At 60.7% G+C, this 16,738-nt stretch carries 16 protein-coding genes, 1 pseudogene and 1 riboswitch; of the genes and pseudogenes, 8 read left to right on the forward strand and 9 right to left on the reverse strand.

Features of this window, described 5'->3' with window-relative positions:
* Positions 1–270: 270 nt before the first annotated feature.
* Together V9L13_RS15675 and V9L13_RS15680 are read right to left on the reverse strand one after the other, a co-directional pair.
* Positions 271–1,953 carry a fatty acid--CoA ligase gene (locus V9L13_RS15675; RefSeq protein ID WP_338799973.1) on the reverse strand — a complete coding sequence of 561 codons (1,683 nt, stop codon included), beginning with the start codon at positions 1,951–1,953 and terminating at the stop codon, positions 271–273.
* 146 nt (positions 1,954–2,099) lie between these two features.
* The gene (locus V9L13_RS15680) at positions 2,100–3,284 is read right to left on the reverse strand and encodes an MFS transporter (protein WP_338799974.1); all 1,185 of its coding nucleotides are present in this window, start codon (positions 3,282–3,284) and stop codon (positions 2,100–2,102) included.
* A gap of 99 nt (positions 3,285–3,383) precedes the next feature.
* Here V9L13_RS15680 and V9L13_RS15685 point away from each other — a divergent pair, with 99 nt between their 5' ends.
* Positions 3,384–4,148: a helix-turn-helix transcriptional regulator gene (locus tag V9L13_RS15685; protein ID WP_338799975.1), complete on the forward strand. Its 765-nt coding sequence runs from the start codon at positions 3,384–3,386 to the stop codon at positions 4,146–4,148.
* Between the two features lie 127 nt (positions 4,149–4,275).
* On the opposite strand, the gene V9L13_RS15690 is transcribed toward V9L13_RS15685, so the two are convergent.
* Positions 4,276–4,905 (reverse strand): LysE family transporter, encoded by a 630-nt coding sequence (locus tag V9L13_RS15690; protein ID WP_003228086.1) that lies wholly within the window; start codon positions 4,903–4,905, stop codon positions 4,276–4,278.
* A 273-nt stretch (positions 4,906–5,178) separates the two neighbouring features.
* On the opposite strand from V9L13_RS15690, the gene V9L13_RS15695 reads away from it, so the two are divergent.
* From V9L13_RS15695 to V9L13_RS15705, 3 genes are all read left to right on the forward strand, one after another.
* Positions 5,179–6,144: a 2-hydroxyacid dehydrogenase gene (locus V9L13_RS15695; protein ID WP_338799976.1), complete on the forward strand. Its 966-nt coding sequence runs from the start codon at positions 5,179–5,181 to the stop codon at positions 6,142–6,144.
* A gap of 33 nt (positions 6,145–6,177) precedes the next feature.
* Positions 6,178–7,176 (forward strand): class I SAM-dependent methyltransferase, encoded by a 999-nt coding sequence (locus V9L13_RS15700; protein ID WP_003228088.1) that lies wholly within the window; start codon positions 6,178–6,180, stop codon positions 7,174–7,176.
* Between the two features lie 40 nt (positions 7,177–7,216).
* Positions 7,217–7,339: riboswitch (yybP-ykoY riboswitch) on the forward strand.
* Positions 7,340–7,428: 89 nt separating this feature from the next.
* Positions 7,429–8,013, forward strand: a complete 585-nt coding sequence (locus V9L13_RS15705; protein ID WP_003228090.1) for a TMEM165/GDT1 family protein — start codon at positions 7,429–7,431, stop codon at positions 8,011–8,013.
* Between the two features lie 194 nt (positions 8,014–8,207).
* On the opposite strand, the gene V9L13_RS15710 is transcribed toward V9L13_RS15705, so the two are convergent.
* The gene (locus tag V9L13_RS15710) at positions 8,208–9,026 is read right to left on the reverse strand and encodes a M48 family metallopeptidase (RefSeq protein WP_338799978.1); all 819 of its coding nucleotides are present in this window, start codon (positions 9,024–9,026) and stop codon (positions 8,208–8,210) included.
* A gap of 263 nt (positions 9,027–9,289) precedes the next feature.
* On the opposite strand from V9L13_RS15710, the pseudogene V9L13_RS15715 reads away from it, so the two are divergent.
* Positions 9,290–11,432 (forward strand): annotated as a pseudogene (locus tag V9L13_RS15715) (methyl-accepting chemotaxis protein).
* A gap of 197 nt (positions 11,433–11,629) precedes the next feature.
* Here the strand turns inward: V9L13_RS15715 and V9L13_RS15720 are convergent.
* Genes V9L13_RS15720 through V9L13_RS15730 form a run of 3 tightly spaced genes read right to left on the reverse strand, consistent with a single transcriptional unit; the run spans position 11,630 to position 12,743 of the window.
* On the reverse strand, positions 11,630–12,253 hold the full coding sequence (locus V9L13_RS15720) for an SOS response-associated peptidase (RefSeq protein WP_338799979.1): 624 nt from the start codon (positions 12,251–12,253) through the stop codon (positions 11,630–11,632).
* Positions 12,254–12,289: 36 nt separating this feature from the next.
* The gene (locus V9L13_RS15725; RefSeq protein WP_003228093.1) at positions 12,290–12,550 is read right to left on the reverse strand and encodes a DUF2007 domain-containing protein; all 261 of its coding nucleotides are present in this window, start codon (positions 12,548–12,550) and stop codon (positions 12,290–12,292) included.
* A gap of 10 nt (positions 12,551–12,560) precedes the next feature.
* Positions 12,561–12,743 carry a CPXCG motif-containing cysteine-rich protein gene (locus V9L13_RS15730; RefSeq protein WP_020799766.1) on the reverse strand — a complete coding sequence of 61 codons (183 nt, stop codon included), beginning with the start codon at positions 12,741–12,743 and terminating at the stop codon, positions 12,561–12,563.
* A gap of 142 nt (positions 12,744–12,885) precedes the next feature.
* Here V9L13_RS15730 and V9L13_RS15735 point away from each other — a divergent pair, with 142 nt between their 5' ends.
* Complete coding sequence (locus tag V9L13_RS15735; RefSeq protein ID WP_003228096.1) at positions 12,886–14,049, forward strand: 1-acyl-sn-glycerol-3-phosphate acyltransferase; 1,164 nt, start codon at positions 12,886–12,888, stop codon at positions 14,047–14,049.
* 217 nt (positions 14,050–14,266) lie between these two features.
* Here the strand turns inward: V9L13_RS15735 and V9L13_RS15740 are convergent, their stop codons facing one another.
* Positions 14,267–14,545 (reverse strand): hypothetical protein, encoded by a 279-nt coding sequence (locus tag V9L13_RS15740; protein WP_103485755.1) that lies wholly within the window; start codon positions 14,543–14,545, stop codon positions 14,267–14,269.
* A 194-nt stretch (positions 14,546–14,739) separates the two neighbouring features.
* On the opposite strand from V9L13_RS15740, the gene V9L13_RS15745 reads away from it, so the two are divergent.
* Positions 14,740–14,946, forward strand: a complete 207-nt coding sequence (locus V9L13_RS15745) for a hypothetical protein (RefSeq protein WP_045122054.1) — start codon at positions 14,740–14,742, stop codon at positions 14,944–14,946.
* Positions 14,947–15,138: 192 nt separating this feature from the next.
* Here the strand turns inward: V9L13_RS15745 and V9L13_RS15750 are convergent, their stop codons facing one another.
* Positions 15,139–15,723 carry a YajG family lipoprotein gene (locus V9L13_RS15750; RefSeq protein WP_003228101.1) on the reverse strand — a complete coding sequence of 195 codons (585 nt, stop codon included), beginning with the start codon at positions 15,721–15,723 and terminating at the stop codon, positions 15,139–15,141.
* Between the two features lie 205 nt (positions 15,724–15,928).
* Between V9L13_RS15750 and V9L13_RS15755 the strand changes: the two genes are divergently transcribed.
* Positions 15,929–16,162, forward strand: a complete 234-nt coding sequence (locus V9L13_RS15755; protein WP_003228102.1) for a hypothetical protein — start codon at positions 15,929–15,931, stop codon at positions 16,160–16,162.
* Positions 16,163–16,738 lie beyond the last annotated feature (576 nt).

Below are 16,738 nucleotides of genomic sequence, written 5' to 3' on the forward strand. Positions count from 1 at the left end.
AGCCAGTAGCCACCCGACGTCACTCCAAAATTGCATCGCCCCGTTTGTGCGTGTGCCCCGTTCTTAAAAATCCTTGAGCGGACTATAGCCAGCAGGTGCTACTGCTTGATCCCTCTAAAGTGTGATTTGCAGCTGCCGGCCACTCTGGAACAGTCCTTTCGCCAGTCCGACACATGTCGGCCCGGCAAGGATGGCTGATTTTTTCGATTTCACAAGCCAAGCGCTTGCTTGGTGGGTCTGGCGCGCCGTTTTCGGCGCGCCAGCAGACGCTCAGAGCGTCGAGAGGAAGGTACTGTTGTTGGCCTGCCATTCGGTGATGTCGAGGCGGATGCGCTTCTTGTCGAGTTTGCCGACACTGGTCTTGGGAATTTCCGTAACAAGGGCGATCTGGCTCGGAATCGCCCACTTGCTCAGGTGTCCCAGCTCCACGAATGGCTTGAGGTGTTCCTTGAGTTCGCGCGCCCCGATCTCGTGCCCTTCGCGGATCACCAGCAGGGCAAACGGCCGCTCGCCCCACTGCGGATCGGCAATCCCCACCACGGCTACTTCACGCACCGCCACATGACGGCTGATCAGGTCTTCGAGGTCCAGCGAAGAGATCCACTCGCCACCGGTCTTGATCACGTCCTTGATGCGGTCGCGGATGTCGATCACGCCCATGCTGTCGAGCGTTGCCACATCCCCGGTGTGCAGCCAGCCACCGGCCCAGAGTTCGGCGCCCTTCTGCGGTTCGTTGAAATAGCCCTCGGTCAGCCACGGCGCGCGCAGCACCAGTTCGCCCTGAGTCTCGCCGTCGGCGGGGAGGAAGTTGCCGTCGCCATCGACGATCGCCGCTTCCACCAGCGGCCCCGGCACACCGGCCTTGATCCGGTAAGTGGTGCGCTCGTCTTCGGTGCCAGCCATGAGTTCGTCGTTCAGATGCGCACACGAGACCAATGGCCCGGTCTCGGACATGCCGTACGCCGCCGTGAGCTGAATGCCTCGGGCCTTGGCGGTCTCATACAGCGTGCGATTGAGCGCACTGCCACCGATGACAATCTTCCAGCCACCGAAATCCGTGCCTTGCGCGCCTTTGGCGTTGAGCAGCATTTGCAGGATGGTCGGCACGCAGTGGGAGAACGTGACCTTCTCCTTGCGCCACAGCTCGACCAGAAACTCCGGATCGTAACGCCCCGGGTAAACCTGTTTGAGCCCGAGCATGGTCGCCACGTACGGCAGGCCCCAGGCATGCACATGGAACATCGGGGTGATCGGCATATACACATCGTTGGTGCCGAGCAGGCGCACGCTGTCGATCGCGCCCATGATCGTCGACACGCCCATGGTGTGCAGCACCAGTTGCCGATGGGTGAAGTACACACCTTTCGGGTTACCGGTGGTGCCAGTGGTGTAGAAGGTGGTGGCGACCGAGTTCTCGTCGAAGTCCTGGAAGTCGTACTGCGGGCTCGCAGCGGCCAGCAGTTGCTCGTACTCGCCGACCAGATTCGGCAGCTCGGCGGTCTTTTCCGGCAAATCGGTCAGCAGCAGGGTTTTCTGCACCGTGGTCAGGTGCGGCGCGATGGCCTGATACAGCCCGACGAACTCGCTGTTGACCAGCACGAAGCGATCCTCGGCGTGGTTCATGGTGTAGAGGATCTGTTCCGGCGACAGGCGCACGTTGATCGTGTGGATCACCGCGCCGATCATCGGGATGGCAAACATGCACTCGAGGTAGCGATGGCTGTCCCAGTCCATCACCGCCACGGTGTCACCCGCCTTCACCCCCGCCGCCGTCAACACATTGGCCAGCCGCGCAACCCGCTCGATCAGAGTCGGATAGCTGTAACGCAACTGGTCTCGGTAAATGATCTCGCGGGTTTTCTCGTAACGGGCGCCGGACATCAGCAGCCGTTTGATCAGCAATGGATACTGGTAGGCCCCATCGGCCGGGGGAATGACGCGAGTCTGCAACATATGAATCCCTTTTCTGGCTGCACGGTGTTGGCGTAGAGAGCATTACTCTAGAGCCGTTATACCCCAGTCAAATCAGCCGAAGGAATGATTTGCACAGCCGTACAAATGCTAGCTTTGAGCCAGCATTTGCCGGTATTCAGCCCCACTCAGGCGGCTTGTCCTACAGCCGCTTCGGAAGGTGTGCGTGGGAAAGCTACGGCAGCGAGGAAGGTCAACGCGCCAAAACCCGCCAGAATCAGGTAAAGCCCGACGAAACCATGGCGCGGCTCGACGTAGGCAATCAGCGGAATCGCCGTCGCACTGGCGCCGAACGACAGGCAGTAACGCAGGGCGAACACCCGGGATTGCCACTGCGGTGCAACGAAATTGGCGACCATCGAGTCGTTCACCGTGACCTGGCCAAACACCACGAACATGAACGCCGCTCCAAGCACGATCACCGCCCAGCCATCGACATGGGCCATGCCGTATAACAGCGGTGCCTGAAACAACGTGAGCACCAGAAACGGCCATTTCAGACTGACCCGATGCAGCACCTGCCCGATGCTCAACTGCGCCACCGCGCCGAAGGCATACGCCAGGCTGACCACCACGCCAAGGGTTTGCGGCGAGGCGAACAGGTCATGCAGACGCTCCTGAAACAGCTTCGGATAGGTCATGGTGGTGGCGTTGAACACCACACCGCCAGTGGCCGTCGCCAGCGCCAGCACACCGAACACCATGAGCATCGAAATCTTCTGACCGGCAGCGCCTTTCAGCACGGTGTGCGGACGCTGCGGGATCGGCTCTTCACGCACCTGCAGGGCAAAACCGATACCCAGCGCAATCGCCACCACACCCGGTAACACAAAGGCCGAGCGCCAGCCGAATTGCGCCACCAGCAACCCGGTGATCAGCGCCGAAAACGCCACGCCGAGGTTGCCCCACATGCCGTTGATGCCGATTTCCCGGCCACGGTTCTGCGCGTAGGCCACCAGCATCGCGGTACCCACCGGGTGGTAGATCGCCGCAAAAATGCCGATCAGGGTCAGCCCGATCACCAGCATCGTCGGGCTGCTGCTCAACCCGGTGAAGATCGCCGAGGCGCCGATGCCGAAGAAAAACACCAGCATCATCTGCCGCCGGCTCCAGTGATCACCCAGCCAGCCGGCCGGCAGCGAACAGGCACCGAAGGCAATGAAGCCACCCAGTGACAGACCGATCAGCGCGGCGTAGTCGAGGCCAAAAGCCTGGGTCATGCCGAGCACGGCGGCGGGAAAAATCAGCATGAACATGTGATCGATCACATGGGCAGCGTTGACGTAGCGTATGACGTTTCGGGATTGATTCATGGCAGCACGCTTGAGTGTGTTGTGGGCGGATTGTTATGAGCGGCCTATGCTAAGTTGGCGAAAAAGCGCATATCTGCCATTCAGGTCATCAAACCCGACATGTTGATCAGCCATTTCGAACACGGCCCGGTAAGTGCCTATCCCCGGGATTATCTGGACGGTGCCCACCAGCCGCTGCACCTGCACCGCGAGGCGCAGTTGCTGTATGCCGTCAGAGGGATCATGCGGGTGGTCACCGATTTTGGTGCCTGGGTGATTCCACCGAGCCGCGCGGTGTGGATTCCGCCGCAGGTCGCGCACGAGATTTTCATGTCCGGCGATGTGCAGATGCGCTCACTGTTCATCGCCCCCGAACTGTCACCGGCCAGCCTGCAACAGTGCTGCGTGCTGGCGGTGACGCCGCTGTTGCGCGAGTTGATCCTGCGCGCCGTGCAGGGCCCGCCGCATGCTGACAATCCATTGATCCAGCAGTTGATGCTGGAAGAACTGGCCGGCCTGGAAAACCTGCCGCTGCACATTCCGATGCCTACTGACCGGCGCCTGCAAAACATCTGTCTGGCGTTGCTGCACACCCCCGATCACCCCAACACCCTGGAAGACTGGGCGCAGCAGGTCGGCGCCAGCTCGCGCACCCTGGCGCGGCTGTTCCAGCGACAACTGAAGATGAGTTTCAACGCCTGGCGCCAGCAACTGCGCCTGATGGAAGCCCTGCCGCGCCTGCTCGCCGGGGACAGCGTGCAAAGCGTGGCACGGGACTTGGGCTACGGCAGCGCGCGGGCGTTCAGCGCGATGTTTCGCCGTTTGCTTGGGGAAAATCCCCGGGAGTACCTGAATAATCTGAGCAAACTCAGCCAACTCGTGTAGGAATTCCCCATCTCCCCTGTGGGAGCGAGCTTGCTCGCGAAAGCAATCTTCCAGTCACCTGTGATATCGACTGATCCGACGCCTTCGCGAGCAAGCTCGCTCCCACAGTTTGATCGGGTTTCAGCTCTTAGTGCATCTCGGTGAAGGCGAGTTTCACGCCGATCGCGATCAGCACTGCGCCCATGGTGCGGTCGAACCAGTGGCCCATGCGGGCAAAACCGGCGCGCACGCGCTGCTGGCTGAACAGCATCGCCACCAGGCAAAACCAGACAGCCGTCGCGACCGCCAGATAAACCCCGTAACCGGCCTGCACCGCCAGCGGCGTGTGCGGGTTGATCACCACGGTGAACAGGGAGAGGAAGAACAGCGTGGCTTTCGGGTTCAGGCCGTTGGTGACGAAACCCGAAGTGAAGGCGCCGCGAGCGGTGCGCACGCCGGCTTCCTTGTGCAAGTCATCGGTGACGGTTTTCGCCGGCTGCGCGCGCAAAGCCTTGAAGCCGATGTACAGCAGGTACGCCGCCGCAGCCCATTTCAAGGCGTTGAACAGCACGATCGACTGCGACACGATCAGGCCGATGCCCAGCAGCGAATAGCCCACGTGCAGGAAAATCGCCGTGCCCACACCCAGCGCGGTCCAGGTGCCGGCGCGACGACCATGGGTCACGCTCTCGCGCACCACCACGGCAAAGTCCGGGCCGGGGCTGGCCACGGCCAACAGGTGGATCAGTGCAACGGTCAAGAACTCGGTCCAGTACATGGGGGCTCCTCTTTAATGAGTAAAAACAATTCATCAACTGGCTCAAACCCTGTGGCGAGGGAGCTTGCTCCCGCTCGGCTGCGCAGCAGTCGTAAAACCTGAAACACCGGTGTGCCTGACACAGTACGGTGAATGGGTTTGGGTCTGCTTCGCAGCCCAGCGGGAGCAAGCTCCCTCGCCACAGAGTATTGCGGGCGCTGTGCGTAACCATTTGTTTCATCTGGTAGGCTCGGCAGATTACGCCTTCCGTTCCAAGCACAAAAGGTACAGTTGATGACGAACCCGCGCCGCGCCGTATTCCTCGATCACCCGTCTCTGGATCTCGGCGATCTCGACCTCAGCCCGTTGCGCGCCTGCTTCAGCGCTCTGCAACTGTTCGCTCAGACCTTGCCTGAACAGGTCAGCGAGCGCCTGCACGGTGCCAGCGTGGCGATCACCAACAAGATCCGCATCGACGCCGCCGCGATGGCCGCCAACCCGGATCTGCAACTGATCCTGATCACCGCCACCGGCACCAACAACGTCGATCTGGACGCGGCCTGCGCCCATGGCATCACCGTGTGCAACTGTCAGGGTTACGGCACGCCGTCGGTGGCGCAGCACACGATCATGTTGCTGCTCAACCTCGCCACCCGCCTGGCGGATTATCAGAAAGCCGTCGGCGAGGGTCGCTGGCAGCAGGCCAGACAGTTCTGCCTGCTCGACTACCCGATTGTCGAACTGGAAGGCAAAACCCTCGGTCTGCTCGGTCACGGTGAACTCGGCGGTGCGGTCGCGCGCCTGGCCGAAGCATTCGGCATGCGTGTATTGCTCGGACAGATTCCGGGCCGCCCGGCGCGCCCGGATCGTCTGCCACTGGCCGAACTGCTGCCGCAGATCGATGCCCTGACCCTGCACTGCCCGCTCAACGAACACACCCGGCACTTCATCGGCGCCCGCGAGCTGGCATCGATGAAACCCGGCGCGTTTGTGGTCAACACCGCTCGCGGTGGTTTGATCGACGAGCAAGCCTTGGCCGATGCCCTGCGCAACGGTCACCTCGGCGGCGCGGCTACTGATGTGTTGAGTGTCGAACCGCCGGTCAACGGCAATCCGCTACTTGCGGCGGATATTCCGCGGCTGATCGTCACCCCGCACAACGCCTGGGGCAGTCGCGAAGCGCGGCAGCGTATCGTCGGCCAATTGACCGAAAACGCTCAGGCGTTCTTCAGCGGTACAGCGCTGCGGGTCGTCAGTTGATAAACTGCGGCACTTTTTTTTCAAGGAGCAGTTATGGATCCGCGCAGTGAAGTACTGCTTCGTCAGGCCGAGTTATTCCAGGGTTCGCTGTTGCTGGCCGGTTTGCCTGCCGACGATTTGCTCGGGCGCCTGCCCAATGCGTTCGGCTGGTGCTGGCATGCCGGCGATCAAGCGGCACTCGATGCGCGCTTCGAAGGTCGCAGCCATTTCGGTGTGAATGTGCCGGAGCGCGAATTCGACAGCGCCGTGGTGTTTCTGCCCAAGTCCAAGGATCTGACCGATTACATCCTCAATGCCGTGGCCGCACGTCTGCCCGGGCGCGAGGTGTTTCTGGTCGGGGAAAAACGCAGCGGTATCGAGGGGGCGTCCAAGCAGCTCAACCCGTTCGGCAAGCCGCGCAAACTCGACAGCGCCCGTCACTGCCAACTGTGGCAAGTCACCGTGGCCAATGCACCCGAAGCCAAATCGCTGGAAAGCCTGGCGCAGACTTATGAGCTGCCACTGGCCGAAGGCCCGTTGAAAGTCATCAGTCTGCCGGGCGTGTTCAGCCATGGTCGACTGGACCGCGGCAGCGCCCTGCTGCTGGAGCATCTGGACAAATTGCCGAGCGGTCACCTGCTGGACTTCGGTTGTGGCGCCGGGGTGTTGGGCGCGGCGGTCAAACGTCGCTATCCGCACAATCAGGTGACCCTGCTCGACGTCGATGCCTTCGCCGCCGCCAGCAGTCGCCTGACATTGGCGGCCAACGGTCTGGAAGCCGAGGTGCTGACCGGTGATGGCATCGACGCTGCACCGATGGGTTTGAACGCGATTCTGAGCAATCCGCCGTTCCATGTCGGCGTGCACACCGATTATTTTGCTACCGAGAACTTGCTGCGAAAAGCGGCCAAACATCTGAAAAACGGCGGCGAACTGCGCCTGGTTGCGAACAGCTTCCTGAAGTATCAGCCACTGATCGAAGAGCATCTGGGCGTGTGTGCAATCAAGGCCGAAGGCAATGGTTTCCGGATTTACCGGGCCAAGCGCGGCTGAAAATTAGCACTTGCCGAATGGATTCTGCCTAGGCAGAATCCGCTCCGTCCTAGGGGAGTAGTCTCCCACGAGCGCCAAGCTCGTCCGGCATACGTCAACATACTTGATCCTCAGATCATGGCGTATGCGACCCAAGCGTCCGCACCAGACGGATCGCAGGGTTTGACAAGACCTATGACACGCACACCTTACCCGGGGCGGGAAGGCTGTACGTGTCATAGCCGTGTCGACCCGCCCCTTAGGAAAATCCTGATGCTGGACTCGTTACTCGTTCCCACCGCAATCGTTGCCTTGGCCGAAATCGGCGACAAGACGCAACTGCTCGCGCTGATTCTCGCCGCTCGCTTTCGCAAACCCTGGCCGATCATTGCCGGTATTGTCGCTGCGACCCTGGCCAACCACGCAGCAGCCGGTGCGGTAGGCGCCTGGTTCGGCAGCTTCTTCTCAGACTCGGTCCTGCACTGGATTCTCGCCGCGAGTTTTACCGCCACTGCGCTGTGGACGTTGGTCCCGGACAAGATGGACGACGATGAAGCCAGCACCGCACGCAAGTTCGGCCCCTTCCTGACCACGCTGATCGCGTTCTTCCTTGCGGAAATCGGTGACAAGACGCAGATCGCCACCGTGATGCTGGCGGCGCAATATCCGGAGCTGTGGCTGGTGATCATCGGCACCACGGCGGGCATGCTGATTGCCAACGTGCCGGTGGTATTGGCGGGTAATTTTGCTGCGGAGAAACTGCCGCTGACCCTGATCCGTCGCCTGGCCGCTTCGGCGTTCTTCATTCTGGCGATCGTTGCGGTGTACAAGGCGATGCAGAGCAGTGGCTGGATCTAACCCGGCCTCCTGACCTGTCATTGTGACCTGTGGTGAGGGGATTTATCCCCGATGGGGTGCGAAGCGCCCCCAAGACCTGATGTCTCAGAGTGTCAGACATACCGTAGTTACAGGTTTAGGGCTGCTCCGCAGCCCATCGGGGATAAATCCCCTCGCCACAATAAATCCCATCAGTCACAGAAACTGCGATGGACTCAGGACTTCGGCGCTTTTTCGTACAGCGGCATCACCTTCGGAATCGCCGCCTGCAGCGAGGCGATCCGGCTGGTCGAGGCCGGGTGGGTGCTCATGAATTCCGGCGGTGCGCCTTCAGAAGCCTTGCTCATCTTGTCCCACAGGGTGATCGCCGCGTTCGGGTTGTAGCCGGCGCGAGCGGCCAGCTCCAGACCGATCAGGTCGGCTTCGTTTTCGTTGGCGCGGCTGTTGGGCAAGGTCATGCCGTAGTTGGCCACGGTGTCGGCCAGCGCCAGGCTGTCCTGACCCAGACCGAGCAACGCACCGGCACCCTGCTTGGCCATTTCAATGCCATAAGCCTTGGACATCGCTTCACGACCGTGCTCGCGCAGGGCGTGGGCGATTTCATGGCCCATGACTGCGGCGATTTCATCGTCGGTCAGTTTCAGGCTGTCGATCAGCCCGGTGTAGACAATGATCTTGCCGCCAGGGCCGCAGTTGGCGTTGAGCTCATCGCTCTTGATCAGATTGACTTCCCATTGCCACTGCGCCGCGTCCGGACGGAAGTTCGGCGCCTGGGCGATCAGCCGGTTGGCAATCGCCTGAACCCGCTTGGCCTCCGGACTGGTCTTGTCCAGCACGCCTTTGCTCGACGCCTCGCCAACGGTCTTCTGATAGGACTGGGCATACATCTGGTCGACCTCTTGCGAGGACAGCATGCTGAACATGTACTGCTTGCGCTCCACACCGACGGCCCCGCCGCTGGTGGTGTTGACCGACTGACAACCTGCCAGCAACAGCGCTGCGCTCAGTGCACTTACAACCAATGTCTTGTTCATTCAAAAGCTCCCTGAAAACCTGTCGCGTATCGTAGGGGGTCAATTGTATCGACGCCAGATACAACAGACGCGTTGCATGCACTTTCAGAAATTGGCCGCCGTCCCTGTAGGAAAAAATTCACACGCCTGCGCAAGCCCTGCACAGCTGCGCCGCACACTGATCCATTTGCGACATCTGCCGCGCATTGCTTCGCACGGCCCTCATGGCCCAATGCCTGCTGCCGATACAACAGCGCAGACGTCCTCTCGCGTGCGGAGCTCCCATGAAGTTCAAGTCGATCCAGTTTTCCGTCGCCGCCCTGGCCGGCGCCATCGTGCTCAGCGTGGTCGCCGCGCTGGTGCTGTACGCGCTGTTTTCCGGTGCCCGCACGCAAGACATGGTGCAACAGCGCACCCAGGCGCAGTTCGAACAAGTCATCGAACAACGCCTGACCTCGCTGGCGCAGACTCAGGTCAGCCAGATCCAGCGCGAACTCGAAGCACCGCTGCTGATTGCCGGCGGACTGGTGCGGGTCAACGCGCTGCTCGGCACGCCGGGCGCCGACGGCCAGTCGCGACTGACCATCAGCCGCGAGCAACTGATCAGCCTGATCAAGGAGAACGTCGAGCAGAATCCGAAGATTCTCGGCACCTACATCGGCTGGGAAAAAAAACGCACTGGACCACAATGACGCGGCCTACGTCGGCACCCGCGTGGTCGGTATCGACGCGGCCAACGGGCGCTTCCTGCCCTGGTGGTTCCGCAATGACGACGGCACCCTGGGCCTGGACAAACTGGCGGACGTCGACGACCAGAAAGTCCTGTCCACTGGCGTACGGGCCAGCGAGTACTACCTGTGCTCGAAAGAGAGCAAGAAATCCTGCGTGATCGATCCGGCGCCGTACAAGGTCGGCGACAAGATCGTCATGCTCGCCTCCTTTATTGAACCGATCATGCTCAACGGCGCATTCCAGGGCATCGTCGGCGCCGACCTGTCGGTGAACTTCATCCAGGAAATGCTCCTCGGTGCCAACCAGAAACTTTACGGCGGCGCCGGACAAATGGCCCTGATCGGCGGCAACGGCCGGATCGTCGCCTACACCAAGGACCCGAGCAAATTTGGCGAGAAAGTCAGCGACATCCTCGACGCCGAGCAGATCGCCAACATGGCCAACCTCAAGCGCGGCGAAGTCACCTACTCGGTGAACAAAGACAAGGGCCGCATCGAACTGTACCTGCCGTTCGGCATCGGCCAGACCGACGCGCGCTGGACGCTGATGCTGCAACTGCCGTTGAACGCGGTGATGGCCGATCTGCAAAAACTCCAGGCCGATCTCGATGCACAGCGCAAATCCGACACCTTCGGCATGGCCATGGTCGGCCTGATCATCGCCGCCATCGGCCTGCTGGTGATCTGGCTGGTGGGTCACGGCATCGCCCGACCACTGAAGCAGATGGTCGCCATGCTGGATGACATTGCCAAAGGTGAAGGCGATCTGACCCGTCGTTTGAGCAGTGATCGCAGTGATGAACTGGGCTCGATTGCCAAGGGCTTCAACACCTTCCTCGCCAAGTTGCAGGCGATGATCACGCAGGTGGTGACGTCGGTGCAGAGCGTCAGCGATTCCTCCGAGCACACTGCCGACATCGCGATTCGCACCAACATCGGCATTCAGAAACAAATGGCCGAGATCGATCAGGTCGCCACCGCGGTGCAGGAAATGACCGCCACTGCGCAGGACGTGGCGCGCAACGCTACCCAAGCGGCTCAGGCAGCGAGCCATGCGGATCAGGCTGCCGGTCAGGGTATGCAGATCGTCCGTGATACGTCGAACTCGATTGGTGCGCTGGCGCTGGAAATCGGCAAAGCGGTGGACGTGGTGCAAACGCTGGCCAAGGACAGCGAAAACATCAACGCGATCCTCACCGCGATTCGCGGGATCGCCGAGCAGACCAACCTGCTGGCGCTGAACGCGGCGATCGAAGCGGCGCGGGCCGGCGAGCAGGGTCGCGGCTTTGCCGTGGTGGCGGACGAGGTGCGCAATCTGGCGCAGAAGACCCAGAAGGCCACCGAAGAAATCCAGAGCATGATTCAGCAACTGCAACAGGGCACCCGCGATGTAGTGCGAGTCATGGAGGACAGCCAGAACCGCACCGACGAAAGCGTGCAGCACGCGGCGAAAGCGGCCGAGGCGCTGGAGACGATTACTCAGGCGGTGTCGGTGATCAATGACATGAACACGCAGATTGCCAGTGCCGCTGAAGAGCAGAGCGCAGTGGCCGATGACATCAACCGCAACGTGATCAATATCGGTCAGGTGGCGAATGAAGTCGCGGGCGGTGCGGATGAGTCGAGTTCGGCGAGTGCCGGCCTGACTAAATTGGCGGAGCAGCAGCGGCGGTTGATCAATCAGTTCAAGGTCTGAAAAGCGAAAAACCCCTCACCCTAACCCTCTCCCAAAGGGAGAGGGGACTGACCGAGCTGTCTCCCGTCATACATTGACCTGAAATAACCAGTCGATTATGGATTCAAAGCTGAGCGTTCAAGTCGGTGTATTTCGTCAATATCCCCCAATCAGTCCCCTCTCCCTCAGGGAGAGGGTTAGGGTGAGGGGCTTTTGACTTAACCCGGGGTCAGGCATTCCGGCCCATTGAGCTTCGGATCATTGATCAGATTCGCCAACACCCGCTCGCGCAACGCTGCGGGCTCACTGGCAAGCAAGCCCTGCAGCACATGCAGCGGCGTCGCAGGATCGAGCCATGCCGCCTGCCCTGCCTCATCAAGAATCAACGGTCGGCGCTGACTGGCCGCCGGCTGAGTGATGACGGCGGTGCTCAGCCACACCTGCTCCTGCACCGGATACGCCTCCCAGATCGCCGCGAAAAACAGCGACGAGCCCTCCCCCGGCGTCAGCCAGTACGGGCGCTTGCGCAGATTGCCGCGCCATTCGTAGAAACCGTTGGCCGGCAACAGACAACGACGCAGGCGCAGCGCCTCGCGGAACATCGGTTGCTCGGCCACCGTTTCCGCCCGGGCATGCGCCGGTGTTTTCGACAGATCGGTCAGCCACGGCGGCGTCAGGCCCCAACGGGCGCGGGCCAGGGTGCGTTGGCCGTCGGCCTCGGCACGCAGCATCAACACCGAATCATTGGGGGAAATGTTCCACTGCGCCTGCTGATCGGCGGGAAATCCGGGCAGGGCCGCGAAATCGCGGTTCCAGCGAAACAGGGCATAACGTCCACACATGGCGCAACACGACTCAAAAATAAAACGAACGTCAGCCTAACAGACCAGCGTCCCGGGGAAGCTCTCCGGTTCATCGCCGGGCAGCGGCAGCGCGGCATTGTACGCGGTGATCAGTTCGCGGGCGTATTCGGCCTGGTCGTTTTCGACCGACAGGCCGAGCAGGCCGAAAATCGGCAATTCCCCGGTGCCGCCCAGCAGATCCCGGCCCACCAGGTGCGCCTCGATGCCCTCACTGGCGAGCATGCCCTTGAGCATCTCGCCTTCCATCAGGTTTTCCGGCTCGTAGATTCGCTGCATGGGCGCCCCCTCACTCGTTTTCGCTGAAGACTTCCAGAAACCAATCTTCGCCATGCACCTGCAAGACAAACGTGATCGGTCGACAACACACCTGACAGTCCTCGATGTAGGTCTGATCTCCGCCGGACAAGTCCACCGTCGTCTCAACCTCTTCACCACAATACGGACATTCATACAGTGCGCTTTCCAGCATCGCGGTCTCCCAGGTGACTTGTGCGTATAATCGCCGGTCTATTTGCAGGGCTATTTTTGTCTGGCTACCTTTTCAGACCGTGCCCCGTTGGTTTTCGATCAAAACCTTTACTTACCCTAGCCGTTTCCAACAAGAGAGCATGATGGGCGAATTCGATGCCATCCGACCTTACGACGACAGCGAAGTACCTGCGGTACTGGCAAGACTGCTCGGCGACAAGGCGTTTCTAGATATCCTCACCCACTTCCGCTTCCCGCGTTTTGCCGGTGCCTTCGGCTGGATGCTCAAACCACTTATAGCCCATCGGCTGCGTCGTGAGTTTGCCGACGTGACCTCCGTGGCCACTTTGCAGGACAAAGTCGAGTTTTACGTCGACCACACCATCGAGCGCGCCACTGATGGCGTGACCTACACCGGTGTCGAGCAATTCAAGTCCGGCAGCGCCTACCTGTTTATCGCCAACCACCGCGACATCGTGATGGACCCGGCCTTCGTCAACTATGCCGTGTACCACGCCGGCCTGCCGACCCCACGCATCGCGATCGGTGACAACCTGCTGCAAAAGCCTTTTGTCAGCGACCTGATGCGCCTGAACAAGAGCTTCATCGTGCACCGCTCGATCACCGGGCGCCGCGAGAAGATGGCGGCGTATCAGTTGCTGTCGGCGTACATCAACCACTCGATCCGCAACGACTGCGCGTCGATCTGGATCGCTCAGGCCGAGGGCCGGGCGAAGGATGGTGACGACCGCACCGAGTCGGCGATCCTCAAGATGTTCCACATGAGCCGCAAGGACGAGCCGTTCGGCGAAGTGATTCAGTCGCTGAACCTGACCCCGGTGTCGATCAGCTACGAATACGACCCGTGCGATCAGGCCAAGGCCCGCGAGTTGTACATCCGCGCCACCACCGGCACCTACACCAAGGCACCGGGCGAGGATGACGTGAGCATCGCCAAGGGCATCACCGGCTACAAGGGCCGGGTGCACGTGAACTTCGCCGCGCCGATCACCGAGCTGTTCGAAGACACCAAGCAATTGGCGGTCGAGATGGACAAGCAGATTCTCGGCGGTTATCGCCTGTTCCCGGTGCATTACCTGGCGTATGCAATGTGGGCCGATGCCGATCCGCAACTGAACGTGCCGAAGGCCGCCGAGGTGTTCCCGGCCGATGAGCTGGCCAAGGCACAGGAAGAATGGCAGCGCCGGCTGGACGCCTGCCCTGAGGAGCACCGTCCGTATCTGGTGCTGCAATATGCGACACCGGTGCGCAATCAGTACCGCGTAAAAGCCGGGTTGCCGTTGTAAGCGCTTTCCACTCGACGCAAAAACGGCGCCCTCGGGGCGCCGTTTTTTTATCTGATTCAATCAAACCTTGTGGCGAGGGAGCTTGCTCCCGCTCGGCTGCGCAGCAGTCGCAAAACCAGATCACGCGGTATACCTGAAAAACCGCGTTTACCTGAATCGGGGCCGCTTCGCAGCCCAGCGGGAGCAAGCTCCCTCGCCACAAGGGTTTGTGCTGTCCTTAGAAGCGCGTGCTGACCCACGAAACGATCAGCGCCAGGCCGAGGCAGGCAAAACCGAAGCGGTAGAAAAAGCGGTTCATGCGCAACGTTGCCCAATCCAGAATCGGTTCGGCATTCGGTTGAGCCTGGCGTTGAGCGGCGATGCTGGCCAGAGCGCGCTGTTCACGACGGCGGGTCGCGTGCAGCAGCCAACTGCCTGGAAAGGCCAGAGCCAGCGCCAGCAGGTTGATCAATTTGGCGGGATGGGCGGTAAACAGCGTCATCAAGTGCAGCGACATCACAGACCTCGGAACTGAATCGGTGTGGCAGGCGCCAGATCGACGACCGCGGCGCGGATTCTACCGAAACACGCCTCCACTACCCTACCCTTTGCGACAAATAACCTGACAATCGACCGATGGCTGCCCTGTGTCACGGCATCGTCATTTACATCGGCCACCATGCGCGCCTCGAAACACACATGGAACGCGACATGCTGCACGCCGAAAACCAGGATCGCCTGTACCTCATCACCCCGACCGACGAACAACAGAGCCTCGTCGGCAGTCTTGCCTTCAATGTTCAGGATCGCCACTGGCTGGTGTATTGCGCCCTCGGCGGGCATCAGCACGCGGATTTGCCGGAGACTGATCTGCTGACCGGCGTGAGCATGCTCGACTTCTACTCCCAGGCAGCCTGACACACGCCTGTCCCTGTGGGAGGGGGCTTGCTCCCGAAGACTGAGTGTCAGTCGACTTCTGAGTTGACTGATCCACCGCTTTCGGGAGCAAGCCCCCTCCCACAGTTGTATGAGTATTCAGATGAATTATGTGGCCACAAAAAAGCCCGGCGCCATCACTGGCGCCGGGCTTTTGCACATCTGCCGAACAGCTTACTCGGCGAGGATCTGACCTACGGTCGGGTCCTTGAACAGACGGGTCAAGGCATCGCTCAACACGTCGCTGACCAGCTTGGTGTTGGTTTCCTGGTTCGGCGCCATGCCGAAGCGCTGATCCAGCGAAGCACCGTAGCGCCCGCTGTAGCGACGGTTGCCGCTCTGCACATCGGAGCGAAAGGTCGCGCCGATGGTGGCTTCGGTCACGTACATGCCTTCTTTCGGCGACTGGTACTTCAGCTCGGTCAGGGTCACGGTCAGTTGCGGCGCGTTCATCCCGTTGCTGGTCGGGGTGAAGCCGAGCAGACGTACGGCGGCTTCAGCCTGCGCCTGCAGCTTCGGCAGGATCTGCTCGCGCTGCACGGTGATGGCGCTGGTTTCCGGGTACAGGCCGCCACGGGTGCCGAGGGTTGGCGACGGACGACCGTCAACCACGCGCACCACCACTTGCTGGCCATGGCCGACCGGGGCCAACTGCGTGGTCAGCTTCGGTTCCGGGCTCAGTTGTTGCGGGCTGTGGGCGCAGCCAACCAGGGTCAAACTGGTCACAGTGATCAAACCGAACAACAGGCGTTGCAACATGCTCTTTTCTCCAGAATCAGGCACAAACAGGCCGGCAGTATAGCGGTGGGCCACTGCGGGTAACCAGCACTCGACAGTGAATACTCGAATGTCTGACCCGCCCATGGGAATGCGGTTCCTGTCACAGATTATTCACCGCCCATACACCTTGGCGTCACGGCCACTTGGCAAGCTTCAAACCAGTCCTCCAACAAGGTACCTGGCCATGCGTTATCTGATCTCGTTGTTCGCTCCACGTCCGCTGCACCGCAGCTTTGCCCTGCTCGACCGCAACGGTCATTGCCAGGCATTCAAGCAGTGCAGCCTGCAACCGATGGGCGATGGCTGGGTGGAAATCGAAGAAATCCGTCTCAACTGGTTGCACCAGCCACTGCCCGCCAGCGCCCGCGTCATACCGTCGCAGCCCCGCGCACGCGTGCAAGCGATGTTGAGCATCTGACCGGATGCCTAATAAAAGTCATTAAACACGAGCAACTGCCCGCATTTCTTCGATACAATCTCCCCCCGATTATAAGGACGTCTCCTGATCGGGCCCCGCAACACCGGCAATGCCCAGCATTAGCCATCAAAATCGCCCACAGAGAGCCGCCCACACAGATCGAGTGAAGTTGGCGCGCTTGCCTGTTCTTCCGGCAAAACCCCGCTTTTCGCGAATCTGCAGAGCTGTCATACGCTCGGCCACCGCGTTGTTTTGCCTTTGCGGGCACGGTGCCAGGCCTGGACAGCCCTTTTTGAGGTTCACGTCTTCAAAAGAGCGTGAAAAAAACGGGTTTTCACAACTTCACAAGAGTGTGGCGAGCAAATGAATAGTTTTGCGTCTGAACATGCACCATTAGCGTCTGAAACAGCCCAACGACACAGGACCGGGGATACCTCGAACATCGGAGCCTGAAGCCTGTCCGCTACGGATTTGGTTGCACAAAACGGATGTCTCGACCATAAGTCGAATTGCCAGCCGCGTGCTGAAATGAGTTCATGCAACTCTTGAAGCCAGGCCGCATGCATCCGTCGAAGT

It is taken from the genome of Pseudomonas sp. RSB 5.4, from assembly GCF_037126175.1.
Taxonomy (GTDB): Bacteria; Pseudomonadota; Gammaproteobacteria; order Pseudomonadales; family Pseudomonadaceae; genus Aquipseudomonas; species Aquipseudomonas fluorescens_H.